The sequence below is a fragment of the Actinomyces sp. oral taxon 181 genome (genome assembly GCF_018370895.1).
Taxonomy (GTDB): Bacteria; Actinomycetota; Actinomycetes; order Actinomycetales; family Actinomycetaceae; genus Pauljensenia.
Window position 1 is genome coordinate 1 of sequence record NZ_JAGYZL010000021.1, and the last position, 14376, is coordinate 14376.

Annotated in this window: 14 protein-coding genes; 2 read left to right on the forward strand and 12 right to left on the reverse strand. The window is 55.2% G+C overall.

Annotation, left to right across the window (positions count from 1 at the left end; all coding sequences use genetic code 11):
* From KHW85_RS08060 to dcd, 3 genes are all read right to left on the reverse strand, one after another.
* Positions 1-1568, reverse strand: a 1568-nt coding sequence (locus tag KHW85_RS08060; RefSeq protein WP_291459514.1) for a DUF5979 domain-containing protein, incomplete at its 3' end; no start/stop codon positions are given.
* A 116-nt stretch (positions 1569-1684) separates the two neighbouring features.
* A complete protein-coding gene (locus tag KHW85_RS08065) occupies positions 1685-2944 on the reverse strand; it encodes a hypothetical protein (RefSeq protein ID WP_291459515.1) in 1260 nt (419 codons plus the stop codon).
* Positions 2945-2946: 2 nt separating this feature from the next.
* Positions 2947-3528 carry a dCTP deaminase gene (gene dcd / locus KHW85_RS08070; RefSeq protein ID WP_009408384.1) on the reverse strand — a complete coding sequence of 194 codons (582 nt, stop codon included), beginning with the start codon at positions 3526-3528 and terminating at the stop codon, positions 2947-2949.
* Positions 3529-3642: 114 nt separating this feature from the next.
* Here dcd and KHW85_RS08075 point away from each other — a divergent pair, with 114 nt between their 5' ends.
* On the forward strand, positions 3643-4506 hold the full coding sequence (locus tag KHW85_RS08075) for an A/G-specific adenine glycosylase (RefSeq protein ID WP_291459523.1): 864 nt from the start codon (positions 3643-3645) through the stop codon (positions 4504-4506).
* Between the two features lie 28 nt (positions 4507-4534).
* On the opposite strand, the gene KHW85_RS08080 is transcribed toward KHW85_RS08075, so the two are convergent.
* The 6 genes from KHW85_RS08080 to KHW85_RS08105 all read right to left on the reverse strand — a co-directional run bounded on the left by KHW85_RS08080 (position 4535) and on the right by KHW85_RS08105 (position 11252).
* Positions 4535-5395: a carbohydrate ABC transporter permease gene (locus KHW85_RS08080; protein WP_009408382.1), complete on the reverse strand. Its 861-nt coding sequence runs from the start codon at positions 5393-5395 to the stop codon at positions 4535-4537.
* Entirely contained in the window at positions 5395-6336 is a 942-nt protein-coding gene (locus KHW85_RS08085; protein ID WP_009408381.1) for a sugar ABC transporter permease, read from the reverse strand. The genes KHW85_RS08080 and KHW85_RS08085 overlap by 1 nt, the downstream gene beginning before the upstream one ends.
* A gap of 1 nt (position 6337) precedes the next feature.
* Positions 6338-7705 (reverse strand): extracellular solute-binding protein, encoded by a 1368-nt coding sequence (locus tag KHW85_RS08090; RefSeq protein ID WP_291459516.1) that lies wholly within the window; start codon positions 7703-7705, stop codon positions 6338-6340.
* A gap of 336 nt (positions 7706-8041) precedes the next feature.
* Positions 8042-9454 (reverse strand): sugar porter family MFS transporter, encoded by a 1413-nt coding sequence (locus tag KHW85_RS08095; RefSeq protein ID WP_291459517.1) that lies wholly within the window; start codon positions 9452-9454, stop codon positions 8042-8044.
* 1 nt (position 9455) lies between these two features.
* Positions 9456-10436 carry an alpha/beta hydrolase fold domain-containing protein gene (locus KHW85_RS08100; RefSeq protein ID WP_291459518.1) on the reverse strand — a complete coding sequence of 327 codons (981 nt, stop codon included), beginning with the start codon at positions 10434-10436 and terminating at the stop codon, positions 9456-9458.
* 6 nt (positions 10437-10442) lie between these two features.
* Positions 10443-11252 carry an alpha/beta fold hydrolase gene (locus tag KHW85_RS08105; protein WP_291459519.1) on the reverse strand — a complete coding sequence of 270 codons (810 nt, stop codon included), beginning with the start codon at positions 11250-11252 and terminating at the stop codon, positions 10443-10445.
* Between the two features lie 102 nt (positions 11253-11354).
* On the opposite strand from KHW85_RS08105, the gene KHW85_RS08110 reads away from it, so the two are divergent.
* Positions 11355-12038, forward strand: coding sequence for a GntR family transcriptional regulator (locus KHW85_RS08110; RefSeq protein ID WP_291459520.1), 684 nt, complete (start codon positions 11355-11357; stop codon positions 12036-12038).
* A 107-nt stretch (positions 12039-12145) separates the two neighbouring features.
* Here the strand turns inward: KHW85_RS08110 and KHW85_RS08115 are convergent, their stop codons facing one another.
* From KHW85_RS08115 to KHW85_RS08125, 3 genes are all read right to left on the reverse strand, one after another.
* Complete coding sequence (locus KHW85_RS08115) at positions 12146-12538, reverse strand: MmcQ/YjbR family DNA-binding protein (RefSeq protein ID WP_291459521.1); 393 nt, start codon at positions 12536-12538, stop codon at positions 12146-12148.
* Positions 12539-12751: 213 nt separating this feature from the next.
* Positions 12752-13159, reverse strand: coding sequence for a hypothetical protein (locus tag KHW85_RS08120; protein ID WP_009408158.1), 408 nt, complete (start codon positions 13157-13159; stop codon positions 12752-12754).
* A 448-nt stretch (positions 13160-13607) separates the two neighbouring features.
* A partial coding sequence (locus KHW85_RS08125; RefSeq protein WP_291459522.1) for an MFS transporter occupies positions 13608-14376 on the reverse strand: 769 nt, incomplete at its 5' end.

Sequence of the window (14376 nt, forward strand, 5' to 3'; positions counted from 1 at the left end):
GCCGGAGTCGTCGTGGACGGGGTGGGCTTCGGAGCCGGAGTCGTCGTGGACGGGGTGGGCTTCGGAGCCGGAGTCGTGGTCGACGGCGTCGGAGACGGGGTTGGCGTCGTCGTCGAAGGTGTCGGCGAAGGCGTCGGCGTGGTGGTCGACGGCGTCGGGGTCGGCTTCGGCTTGGTCACGTTGGTGACTGTTGCGGTGTAGTCCTTTTCAGGGTTAACCGTCAGAGTTGCGGTCTTCTTATCCGCACCCAAGGTGATGCCATCAGCTTCACTGAAGACACCGGAAGTTGCGTTATCCCATAGAACACTTGCATCAGGAAGGTTCTTTTCCTTGATAGTGACCTTTGTTCCGATAGGCAGCTTATCCGGGTAGGTGTAGGTCTGTCCCTTCTTCACAGTGACCGTTTCAGTCCGGTCAACACCGGGGCCCTTCAGGGTGACCTCGAAAGTAAAGTCCGGGTTCTCGGTCAACGCTGCGGCAGAATCATCAACCTTCTTAGCAATCGAGAAGACCTGCTTTGCTTCTGCTTCAGCATCAGCACCGTAGACCAGCTTTTGACTTGCAGTTGATGCACCCGGAGTGCCCGGAGCCTCAATGTTTGCAGTGTTCCAGTAGCGTCCGTTCACCAGGTTCTCAACGCGACCGTAAAGAGTGAAAACTACGAACTGGTTCGCAGGAATCTCAGGAATCTGAATCTTGAGCGCGTTTGCGTCACAGGTGATGGTTGCGTTTTGACGGAGCGAGCCGTTAGAGAGGTCCGCACCGCCGTAGTTTGCGCCACCAACAGCTGCAAGAAGCTTAAAGTTCTTGACATTGGTCTTCAGCTCGTTCGTCAGATCGGTGCAGTCGAAGTCCCACTTGGTGTCTTCAGAGTTATCGGTAAAGGTCACGTTCTTCAGACCTGCAGAGCCACCGGGAATGGTCACGCGCCAAGAGATGGTGCGGCTCTTGTTGTAAACGGTACCGGGGTAGGTCCAGAAACCATCCTTACGGAAACCGTCACCAACACCGACGCCCTTCTTAATGTTAACGTCAACAAACTTGGTGTCGGTCAGATGGAAGGGCTGCGTGCCTCCCGTTTCTTTGGCCTCCATGGTCAAGCGCGAGCGGGTAACAACCCAGCCATCCCAAGATGCCGCACCCTCAGCTGCTTCGTTGAAGACAACCTTGACAGTGCCATCTGATCCCCAAGTTGCGCAGCCAATCACGCTGCCCGATGCAGACCTCACATCGAAGGTGAAGGGGGCAATCGGGTTCGCAGACTTAGTCGAAAGCTTGTACTGGAAGTACTGACCTGCGGTGACCTTCGAGCTGGTCGACCACTTGACCTTGAAACCAAGAGTCTGACCTTCGGTAAGGTTCGTCGTTGCATTTCCATTGTCGTCAACCAGTTCAGGCTGGCCAACAGTCATTTTCGACGAGATATCCGTGGTGGGCGCAGGACAGGTTGCGGCATGAGCGGCGGGAGCGGCAGCGTCAGAGAAGATCTCAACAGCACCGATGCCACCAACCGCAAGCGTCAGCGCTGCGAGCGCAGAAACCGCGCGCTTAGTGCGGAGGGTTGTCATAGGGAAAACTCCAAAAATCCGAAGATTGACAGATTCATGAATATATTACAGCTATTCAGGCTTAAATTCCTAGTGTTTTCTCAGCAAAATTTATTCAGATTTCATTCATAAACATCTCATAAAGAAACCAGGAAATCATCCTCGTCAACCACAGCTCCGCCTGCAATTCCAAGGATAATTGTTGCTGCAGACTCTATATCGCGAGTCGAACGCATACGCTCCAAACGCTCGGAACGAGTGACGATATTCTCAGGAACCTCAACATTTCCCTTAGGAAGCCACCGCAGTCGATACTCAATAACCGCTCCCTGCGCCCATTCCTCCCAGCGCAAGACATGAGGAACCTGCTCGACCTGATGCACTTCAACCATCATGATCGACTGATTCCCAATAGGACTGAGCAAAGCAAAACCGTCAACAACCTGTTCAGCGCTTAGTGCATGTTCACGATCTCGTGCTAAGGCTTCTCGCAACTCATCACTCAACTCGTGCACCACTGAACGCAGCTCTCGTTCAGCCTCAGCATCGCGACGATTCTGACGGGAAGGCTCTCCCTTCGCACCAGCAACCAACTCACGCGAATCAATCGTCTCTGGGAAAGCCTCAGACAAGGCCTTGGCAAGCTCAGCGGGACCCACCCAACGCGATGAATACACGGCCAAGGACACTGCCGAATCGGGATCGGGCTGCATAACAACGCCACTTCCCGCAATGCGCACAGCCCCAGCCAAACGCCGAGCCATCCGCTCCAGCACCAGCAAGACCTGATATTCGAGGCCGACGGGCAACCCCTTCGGGAAAGCCGCAGCCCAGCGGTCACTTGCGGCAAGCTCAGGCGGTGCGGGCTCCCCGCGCATCGGCTCACACTCTACAACCCACGCGTGAGTAAGGTCTGCACCCAAGCCAAGTGGGCCTCGAACGTTAACGGGAAGCGCCCAAGGGCCAGAAAGCTCCACTCCCCCGCGAAGGTGCAAACGGCCGGGCGCAACCCAATGGGCCTCGTCCCACGCGGAAACAGCCAAGGCCTCAAGCTCATCATCTTCAACCGACGCGCCCACACAGAAGAGGTGATTCGTCAGTCCCAATTCAACAGGAAGCGGCAAAACCTCACGCGCAGCGGAGCTGGTACCCATAGATACGCGCGCAACATGGTCATCAAGGCGGATCTCGCCGGTGCCATTTACTCGCAGCGCGGTATCGAAAGCACGCATCCCCCCGACCGAGGTCATCGAGGTTTCAGTCAAAGGGTGCGAAGCCGTCTGGCTCAGCGAGGACTGAACACCTCGTGCGGAATCATGAGCCTGCCCAGCAGGAGCAGCTTCCAAACGCTCACGAAACGACCTGCGTTTGGGAGGCAGCGATGCTTCTTCGCCCACGATCAACGCTCGATACGGGTGCGACTAAAGCGAAGGTGAGTACGCGAGGGCGTCGGCCCACGCTGACCCTGGTAGTGCGAACCCAGGCCTTCACTACCGTAGGGGTGCTCAGCGGGCGAGGACAGGTCGAAGAAGCACAATTGGCCGATCTTCATGCCCGGGTAGAGCAGGATCGGCATGGTCGCAGTATTCGACAGTTCCAGAGTGACGTGGCCAGAGAAGCCGGGGTCAATGAAGCCAGCGGTTGAGTGCGTGAGCAGGCCCAAGCGCCCCAGCGAAGACTTTCCCTCCAGGCGCGCAGCGATGTCGTCGCCCAGTGTCACCAGCTCATAGGTTGCACCCAGCACAAACTCACCGGGGTGCAGCACAAAGGGGTCGTCCGGTCCCACGTCCACACTGTGGGTCAGGTCAGATTGATCGGCAGCGGGATCGATCACCGGATAGCGGTGATTATCGAAGAGGCGGAAGAGCCGATCCAAACGCACGTCGATACTTGCGGGTTGAATCAGAGAGCGATCAAGCGGATCCAATTGAATACGTCCACTATCAAGACTTGCTGAAATATCGCGATCACTGAGCAGCATGGTGCCATTCTCGCACAGTTTGGGGTGAGCCTACCCGCCTCAGCGGGCGCGTTGGGTGACGGCTAAGCTACCTGTGTGCCCGTGACCGAAAGAGAAACTGCCCGTAGTGCCATCATGGAGTGGTACCGCCTTCATCGCCGCGATCTTCCCATGCGCGCCGATGACGTTTCCCCGTGGGGCACCCTTGTTTTTGAGGTCATGAGCCAGCAAACCCCCATCCCACGCGTGCAGCCAATTTGGGAGCGCTGGATGAGTCTATGGCCCACTCCCGCGGATCTTACGAAAGCATCTCCGGCCGAGGTACTTGTCGAGTGGAGCCACCTGGGCTACCCATCGCGAGCTCTTCGGCTTCGCGACTGCGCGCTGAGTATCACGCGTGACTTCGGGGGCGTTCTCCCCTCCTCCTACGAGGCCTTGCTGGACCTGCCGGGAATTGGCCCGTACACCGCCAGCGCAATTGCATCCTTCCAGTTCCATCAGCGCATCCCCGTCCTTGATACGAATATTCGGCGGGTCTTCGCGCGCATCTGCGATGGGGTTGAATTTGCGCGACGGTGCGCACCTTCGCGCTCTGAGTTCACTGCCGCGATGGAGTGGCTTCCCGAGGACGGCGCAGAATGCGCGCTGTGGAATGTGGCGATCATGGAGTTCGGAGCGCTTGTGTGCACCCAACGCTCCCCCAAGTGCCAGGGGTGCCCACTGCGCACAAACTGCGCCTGGGCAGGGGCTGGTTTCCCACCCGCCGAGGTCCGGCCTCGGGGTCAGGCGTGGAAAGGAACGGACCGGCAGGCTCGAGGGCGAGTGATGGCGGCTTTGCGTGCTTCTCCCTTGGGAATTTCGATTGACGAGGCCGTCGCCGCGGCACGCTTAGAGGGCGCGGATCCGCAGCAGGCTCCTCGCGTCATTGAGGCTCTGATACGCGATGGCCTGGTTGCCGAAGAGGTGGCAACCAGGCACATCACTCTTCCTCGGGAGTGAGGAAGGGGCTGGACCCTGGAGGGCAGGCCTAGCCCTTGACTGCTCCTGCCATTGCGAAACTTCCTCCGGAAACCTTCTGCATGATTGCGTACAGAACCAAAGCCGGGCTGGAATAGATCACCGCGAATGCGGCAAGCTTTCCATAAACAACGGCTCCGTGAGTTCCGAAGAACTGGTAAATTGCGACGGCAGCTGGCTGAATATCCGGATCAGTCGTCAAGATGAAGGGGACGAAGAAGTTCCCCCAGGTTGCGGTGAAAATGAAGATGAAGACGACCAACAGACCGGGTTTCATCAGGGGAAGAACAATGGTTCGCAGCGCTTTGAGTGCGCTGGCGCCATCGACCCAGGCTGCTTCTTCAAGTGACACGGGGACGGAGTCCATGAAGTTCTTGAGCATCCACACGGCCATGGGCAGTGAGGTTGCAGTCATGAAGCAGATGATGCCGGGCATTGAATCGATCAGGTCGAGGCTGACGAAGAGCGAGTACACGGGGACCATCAGTGCCGTAATGGGCAAGCAGGTTCCGAAAAGAATCGTGTACATGAATCCGCGAGCGAAACGACTCTTGTAGCGAGACAGCGGGTAGGCCGCAAGTGCACCGACGACAACGGTCAAGATTGCCGTTCCGAAGGAGAGAATCGCAGAATTCCACAGGGGAAGCCAGGTTCGATCAAATGTCGCGATGTCCGTGTAATTCTCGGTCGTGAAATGCTCAGGAACACTCAGGGAGACGGTTGCCGTTGGATTGAAGGAAGCAAAGAGCACCCACGCCAATGGAATCAGGAATGAAATTCCGATCAATGCCAAGACGATGCTTGAGATCAAGCGAACCGTTTTCTCGCGCGGATTAGCGACGGAGGGGATTTCCTTAGCTTGCGTAGCCATCAGTCCACCTCCGGCTTCAGAGCGCGGATGTAAACCAGAGCAAAGAGCGCACCCAGCACAATGGTCACCGTGGCAATCGCCGTACCGTAGCCAATCAGAGAGTTCTTAAAGGCTTCTTGGTAGGCCATGACCGGGAGGGTTGTCGACTGAGTTCCCGGACCGCCGCCCGTCATCACCCACAGGAGCGTAAAGACGCCCAGGGTTTGAAGGGTGGTCAGGAGCAGGTTGGTGGAAATAGAACCCTTAATCATGGGAAGGGTCACGAAGAAGAAACGCTGCCATCCGCGTGCTCCGTCAACTTTTGCTGCTTCTTGAATTTCCGGTGGAACCTCAGCGAGAGCCGCGGAGTACACCATCATTGAGAAGGCCGTACCACGCCATATATTGGCCATGATGACCGAGAACATGGGGAAAGTCAGGAGCCAGGTTGTTCCGCCGAGGCCGATGTAACTGAGCAGGACGTTGAGTGTTCCGTCAGTGGAGAAGAAAGCATAGAGCGCGAAGGCGGCGACGATTTCGGGCATGACCCAGGCGATCACAACAACGCCACCGACAAGTGTGGAAAGGATCTTCGGCGCCTTACGCATGAGCATCGCCAAGGCCAGACCCAAGATGTTCTGGCCGACAACAGCTGACGCAAACACAAAGATGACGGTAAGCAGGACTGCTTTCCAGAAAGCATTGCTGGTCAGCAGTTCCGCATAGTTTTCGAGGCCAACAAATTCGGGGTTTGCCGCTTTGTAGCCCGAAAGGGCGGCATTGGTCAAAGACCCATATACCGAGTATGCAATGGGACCGACGAGGAACACCGCCATAAGAGCAACTGCTGGAAACAGCAGGCCCATTCGGCCCGTTTGGCGGGCGATGCGAGAGATCAGTGTCTCGCGTCGCCCGCCAAGGGTCGCAGTGCTCTCGGTCCCCACACGAACCGAGGTGGACATATTACTTCGCCGTTTCGATGTTCTTCTCGCCGACGATCTTCACCAGGCCCTCGTTATAGGCCTTTGCAGCCTGCTCGGGGGTCTGTTCCTTGGTAACCACGGATTCGGTGGCCGTCTGGATATTCGTGGAGATCTGCGGGTAGTCGGGAGTTGCAGGGCGGAAGTGCGTGTACTGGACGATTCCAGCGAAGAACTCGAAGGCAGGGTTGGCCTTGAGGTACTCGGGATCAGAGACGATGTCCTTACGGACGGCAATCGCGGAGGTCGCGATGGAGTACTGCAGGGAGCCCTTCTTGTTCAGAGCGGTCTTGACGAAGTCGGCTGCCAGTTCGGGATCCTTGGTCTGGGATCCAACAGAAAGCACCCAGCCACCCGAGAGGGTGGTGAATCCGGGTTCTTGCCCCTTCTGAGTCGGCATCTTTGCCAGACCGATGGTGTCTTGCCATTCAGCCCACTTGGTGGAGTCCTGCATCCACACGTAGGGAAGCCAGGAACCATCAATATCGATGGCGAGCTTGCCCTTGGGAAGGAGCTCAGTGGAAACACGAGTACCGACTGCCTTGTCCAGAGCAACGTCATTGGAGGGGGCCAGGCCTTCGGAGTATGCGGTCTGGTAGAAGGTCAGAGCATCCTTAAAGCCCTGGGAACCGCTGATCCACTTGTTGGTGTCGGTGTTGTACAGGGTGTCCTGAGTTCCGTAGAGCAGCATTTCGAAGCCCTGCATGCTGGTCTGTTCGCCACCGGCGCGACCCGCGTAGATGTTCATGGGGATAACGTCGGGCACCTTTTCCTTGATGGTGCGGGCTGCGGACAGAATCTCATCCCAGTTCTTGGGCTGCCAATCGGTCGGCAGACCTGCCTGCTCGAAGATCTTCTTGTTGAAGTAGATACCGCGGGTATCGGTGCCGAAGGGAACACCGTAGAGCTTGCCATCCATACCCTTTGCACCCTGAGTCGAGCTTTCGGGGTACTGGCTCCACTCATCCCAGTTCTTCACGTACTGGTCGATGGGCAGCAGGTATCCGGCTGCAGCATCGCTCATGACCTGGAAGGTGTCTTCATAGATGATGTCGGGAGCCTTGGACTTCGACTTATTCATCAGCGCGAGCTTGGTGAAGTACTGGTCAGCATCAGCTTCAACGGGCTGAAGATCGATGGTGACACCCTTGTGGGTCGACTCGAACTCTTCCTTCGCGCGCTTCATGAAGTCTTCAACCTGCGGGAAAGACGAGGTCTTGTAGTAGGTAACGACAAGCGACTTTCCTTCTGAGCTTCCAGAAGCAGCCTTGTCCTTGGATCCAGAGCACGCTGTCAGTCCTACGGCGGCAATGCCCAGAACTGCAACGGCGGCGAGTGCACGACGTGCCATTGAACTCTCCTTTGATAGTTCGGTGACTTCCCTCGGTTTGCCTGCGGCTTCACTGTCGCCCGGCTTCCCGCGCCCCTATGACATGGAAGTCCTTGGTGTGAATTGTATTACTACGTAGAAACCGCTTTCCAGCCCCCGTTGGTTACACTTCGGTCACGATCTTGACAAAGTTCCCTGAATATTTGGTGAGCGAATATTTGCAGCTCACAGGGCATATAGAGAGGGGTGCAGCACCGGCACGCGGCCGATGCTGCACCCCATCGTCAAAGACTAGGTTCCTTGCTTAACACTCTCCCATAGAGAGAAGACGACAAGGGTAAACCAATGCCCCGACAATTACTTACTACCGACCTCGTAGGACATATCTTCCAACTCGACTCCACGAGTTTCAGGAATGAACTTAACGACCAGCCAGATCAGGATCGCTCCCACGACTGCATAGGAGAGATAAGTTCCGGACAGGCCAAATGCACCCTTGAGAACGGGGAAGAGGAAGGTGACCAACATGCCACCAATCCAGTTCGCAGCGGTTGCCAGACCCAGACCAGCAGTACGGATTTGGTTCGGGAAAACTTCACCGAGGAATACCCATAGAACGACTCCCCACGTTCCGCAGAAGACGATGTAGACCATGTGTGCTGCAATCAGTGCGAAGTAAGCCCAGACCATCGGCAGTTGGAGGTTACCTTCTGGAGTCAAGGTTCCCTGTGCAAATGCAATGGCAGCAGCAACCATGAACACAAACATTCCAATGGCGCCCCACAGCAGAAGGGGACGACGACCGACCTTATCGATAACACTCATGCCGAAAACGGTCATTCCGATACCGATCACGGAAGTGACAACCGGAATGAACACGGAGATATTTCCAGTAAAACCAACTGTCGACCACAGGTCCGTTGCATACAGAAGGATGTTGTTAATACCTGCCATCTGGATCAGGAAGCCAAACGCAACGGCGATCCAAACAATTGGCTTCAAGCCAAATTTCTTATCGAGAAGATCCGAAACGCGCGGTCGGTGCTCCGAAAGCGAAGCTCGAATTTCCTTGATGCGCTCGACAGGATGCGCATCGGCACCAACCTCAACAATAATTTTCTGAGCTTCTTCGGTCTTCCCGATCGAAACCAAGTAACGCGGAGACTCGGGCAGAGTGAGGGCCATAATGCCGTAAAGAACCGCAGGAAGAAGTTCAGACATAAACATCCAGCGCCACGTGTGGAGCCCAAACCATGCAACAGACTCGGCAGAACCCGTGATCTGAACCAAGATGTAGTTTGAAATGAACGCACCAAAAATACCGAAGGCAATGGCAAGCTGCTGGAGCGTTCCCAGACGTCCGCGCTTATCGGCAGGCGCCACTTCAGCGATGTACGCGGGGCCGATAACTGCAGAAATTCCAACACCAAAACCACCCAGAAGTCGCCACAGCACAAGAGCTGTCAACGAGAAGGAAAGACCCGACATCAGCGCTGAGATCGAGTACAGGATGGATGCGAAGACCATGACACGAACACGGCCAAAACGGTTTGACGCAGGACCCGCAAACCAAGCGCCGATCGCTGCTCCAAGGCTAACAATGGACACGACCAGACCTGTTTGCCAGGTCGTTAGGCCAAATCCCACTTCTGCACCGGTAAATGCTGCGACTGCTCCGTTAATGACTGCAACGTCAAAACCGAAGAGGAATCCGCCCAGTGCCGCGGCAATCGCAACGCCCCAAAGACGTCGTGTCTGATTGCTCGACATTTCAGTTCCTTTCTGAATTTTCACTCATAAAACGACTCATGAGTATTTGGATTTCTGCCCACGTCACTGAGTCCGGAAGCGAGAGCGACCCGTGGAAGGTACCCGCGAACATGTGCAATTCTGAGATGCAACCAGCGGAAACTAGGCCGGTCGCAAGTGATATTCCTTCATCACGCAACGGGTCAACCGGATTGACCACGATGAGCGCAGGAGGGAACCCCTTTTCTTTAAAGACTGGTCTTGGTACAGGGAAAGCCGCCATTTTAAGCGCAGACGGAATCTCCTCGACTTGACCATCGCCTTCTGCAACTAGGGGAAGACCATAGAAATGGCGCCAAGAGTCGGCCGCTGCTCGTCGCGTCCAGATAGGGCCATCAGCAAACAATGTGCTTGAGGGAGTTGCCAAATCAGGATCGATGCATGGCTCTAGCAGAATGATCCCTCTGATTGCAGATGCCAAAGCATTCTCAGCTTCTTCATGCCCAACATTTTGATTCTCGTCACCGACCCCAAAGATTCGAGAAACCATTGAGTACGCGAGGCCAGCCCCAGCAGAGTCCCCGAAAATGAAAATTCCTCGACGCTCTCCAAAGCGCTGAACCGCTTCCTTCAGGGAAGAGATACAGTCATCAACAGCCGCCGGGAAGGGGTATTCAGGAGCTAGACGATATTCGGGAGAGATAACAATCGCTCCAAACCGACTGGCCAACTCATCGTTCTTCACGTCGTCAAAAGCCGCGCGGCCTGCGACGTAGCCGCCACCGTGAATAGAAACTAACAGCGGTGCATCATCGGACACACCCTTCGGAATAAAAGCGCGCCCTAGGGAGGTGACTTCCAACGTGTTTTCAGGATCATATGGCGCGGCTAGCAGAGCATCTCCACCTGCCCTCATGGCACTCAGATCCCACGTTGTTTGTTCAGGGGTCGCCTCAATTACTGGCAAAAGCTCGGGACGAATGAAATAAGGAACTTCACACATCTTTGATCAATTCTTCTTAAGAGCCTCTAGGAATGAATTCACTGCCAGATAGAACGGTTCGGGAACGGAACGACGGATGCAATGCCGAGCAGTCGGGATCACATGGGTTGTAATGTTTCGGTTTTCCAATGCATCGATGGCCTCAGCTCCAGCCGGCCCAATAAGGACATCATCACCATCACCTGTAATAAGTAGCGTCGGCACCTTCAATGCAGAAAGGATTTCTTCCCGAGTGCGTGTACCCCCAACTATTCCTCGCTTAAGGAACTCGCGATCGGCTTGCACCTTCCCCTGTGCCCATCCCGCGGCCTCCGAAGGGCTCCACAGTGGATAGTCCTTAAGAAGGAGGGCTATTTCACGCCCAAGATTTTCGGTCACTTCATCGCACCTCGCAACGAGGCTAGGGCCCAGTTCCCGAAAATCTTCACGTTGCTTAGGAGTTAGAAGAGCAGGGTCCTCCAGAACTAATGCATCAATGTGAACCAAGCCCCGCGAAACAAGCTCAGCAGCAGTAGCACCTCCCATTGAGTGTCCCATCAAAACAACGAAGGGTGCGGGATTCTTTGCTTCGGTGCTATTAATCAACGCTGCCGTACTCTGTACAAGGGCTTCGAATGGATCCAATAGTTCCCCATCCGAAAAACGTGGAGAACAGCCATGGCCCAAAGCATCAACGCAGACAACTTCAAAAGTCTCTGACCAACGTTGACTAATGTCGCTCAGCGATGCGGCATTATCAGTAACGCCATGAAGGGCATAGATCCGCCCTCTAATAGGAATACCGGATGTATTTACAGCAAGCTTTGCCGGTGTCATGATTCCTCCTCAGTGAGTATCACGTGCCACATGCTAGCACCGACCTCCCTAGGGCAGTCAAAATACAAAACTGCAGATCAAGAGCGGTAGTACGATACAACTGTGGACTCAAAATATCTGAGAATTTTCTCCACGCTCATTGACGAGATGGAGAGGATGTCTCCAGGAGAACAGCTTCAAAGCGAACGTGAGCTCTCGCAACGTTTTCAGGTTTCACCCATGACAGTACGTCGCGCTCTTCATAAGCTCTCAACAGAGGGATACACCTCAGCCATACCCGGAAAAGGTACATTTGTACGCAAGTGTTTCTACGCAAAGCGTGCTGATACATCATCATTTACCGATTCAATGCTTGCCGCTGGGAAAGTTGCGTCAGCGCACCTGATAAGCGCGACATTAAGGCAGGCAACACGGGGAGAAGAAGAAGCATTAGGAATTGATAAAAATACTTTTATCTACGCGATTTCCCGCATCCGCTTTGGGAATGATGTTCCCCTATGCGTCGAAGACTCAATCATCCGTTCGGACTATTTTCCGAAGCTCTTAGGAGAAGACCTAACTGGTTCTCTCTACGAAATATTTACAAAGAAATACAGCATTACTCCTATGAAAACCCGTTTTCGCATCAAGGCAGCGCTAGCAAGTGAAGCACTCTGCCAACAACTTAAAGTGAGCGCTCCAGCACCAGTCTTAATAGCAACAACAGCTACTGCTGACCAGGATGGACGAGTTTTCGAGATCTGCACATCTACATACCGCGGGGATTCGTACGAGATTACTATCTAAACAGTTAGTAACCATCACGGATGGATGCCATGGATGAGAGCAAGATCGAAGACGCAGAGTAAGAGCGACTGAATCGACTGAGGCCTTTCTCTATCATGCGAAAGACCTCAGTCTTCGTGGCGTCCATAGCGTGCGGGATCAACTGGCCGTTGATACTTCGGCAACCCGCCGACTACCAGCAGGTAGGACTCAATGACAAGTTCTCGAACTAGTTCGTCGTTAATTCCCGGGCCCGGCATGACGCTGATCCAGTGTTTCTTATTCATGTGGTAACCCGGAGTGATTGATTCAAAGCTTTCACAGAGCGCACGCACGTCCTGCGGATCTGCCTTGAGATTCACCATCCGCTTCCCGCGGACGGTTGAGATCATGAACCATTTACCGCATACTCGCGCGGCATCCCACTCCTCGTTAAAGGGATAAAGCTCGCTTGCGGGAAGCTCGAGCACAGCGTCGACGACAGCCTTCCAAAGCTGTTCATCATCTAGGTCAGCCTTCATGAGGACCCCCATCCGCTGCGTCTTTAGAGTAACAAAAAGCGGCTCCCAAGGGGCCGCTAGCGGACCAAAGGAGAGCCAAACGGATACAAAGCGACGCCAGGTTCGTTTGCGTGAAGGGTGGGGGCATACAAGGTTTTCGTTGAAATATAGCGAAAAGCCTTCGCCTCCATGATTGGGGAGGTGAGGGATGAAGCGGCTGGAGTACTGTCAAGGTTAGGCGGTGACCGCGTCCTTGAAGGTGAGGGTGAATGTGTTTTCCAGGTTGGTCAGTTCGGTGGGGCCGAATTTGCGGGCATCGTCGACCAACATGATGGCCCACTGGCAGAACAGGTGGTCGCCCCGGTCAATGTGCTCAATAATCCGGTGGATCGTACCGTTGCCGTTCTTGCGACGCTTGGCCTGCCCGATGTAAACCTCAGGCTTCTTGTCCGTGGGGTCGCCAAGCATCATGTAGATACCGGGCTTGCTCATGTGCTTGTGCATACGGAAGTCACGGATCTGCCGAGCGGGGACGACGTAGAGTCGGTAGGACACGTCCGTCGAGGCCACCCGGACTTCCCTGGCGCCGGCGAAGGAGCCGTCCAGCATAGTCACCTCAATGACTTCTTGCGATCCGCCCATCGCGGCCTACCTTTCCCATATTTCACGCGCCACACTTCATTCTCGCAGAAGCGGTGATGCCGGGTCGTGAGCACACTCGAGGCAGTGGGACGCCCCCGATATCTTGGTAGGAATCGGAATCCCGGATGAGGAGACAATGTGCCCAGTGAGGACGGCACCAAACCAAGATAACCTCGGATGTGATAAGTCTGAGGCGGGGGTGTTTGCCGAGTGTTTGGCCTGTGCTTGGTCAGTGTCTGACCAGTACACACTTTGGAGGCAAAGTGTGTACCCAGTGTTGGGGAGTTGTCGTGACCATCAACAATATAAGTCGGCTGTAACCTTGGTGGCTCTTGGGCCACGACGACATCGCCCCAGCCGCAATCCTGTGTGGAGCTGCAGGCAGCATCACCAGCCGTAGCTACGGCTGTGGTGATGCGGCTCGGTGTGTCGTAGCGCGGGTGAGTGCTTATTTCGCTTTGTGGAACAGTCCTAGCGCAACCAGGAACGCCCCAAGCGCCAAGCTGCCGATTCCTGAGAATTGTGAGGTGTGGGCGAACAGTGGCCCGGCGATCGCTGCCCCAATGGTTGTTCCACCGTACATTGCAACATTTGACAGGGAAGACACCGTTCCTCGAGCATTCCCGGCATTGCCCTGCAAGGTGGCCATCATGACTGGAAATACGAACCCGCCGCACGCCATGATGATGGCCAGTAGTGCCACGCCCACGGGTAAATTGGTTGTAATGGCGATGCATGCGTAGCCGGCGCTCATTGCCAGGATTCCTATCACCAGAGAACGTGGATTTCCCCAACGGGAAACTAGTCGGTGTCCATAGAGCGAGCCGAGGGTATTGCCAGCCCCTACAATCAGCATCGCAACGCCAATTCCTGTGGTATCCAAGCTGAAGTCACGAGAAAACCATGAGCCAAAAAATGACAGTGCTGCAAAGTTGCCGGTCTGGAAGACAAAGTAAGCGCATAGGCTCACAACTAACCTGCGAGAGGAAAATACTGCCCGGTAGCCGGTGTCGGCCTGTGATCCTTTCGCTGTTGTGACGTGGGGGAACGCTAGTACAAGTATGCCCGTGACTACTGCGGATGCGAGGCCGATGGCGATGAATGAGGCTCTCCATGAAATGGCGGCCAGAAATGCGCCGAGAGGGATTCCGATCATCTGTGCGATGGATAGCCCGGCGGTGGCCTTGCCCATAGTGCGTACAACCTGGGCGGGGGCT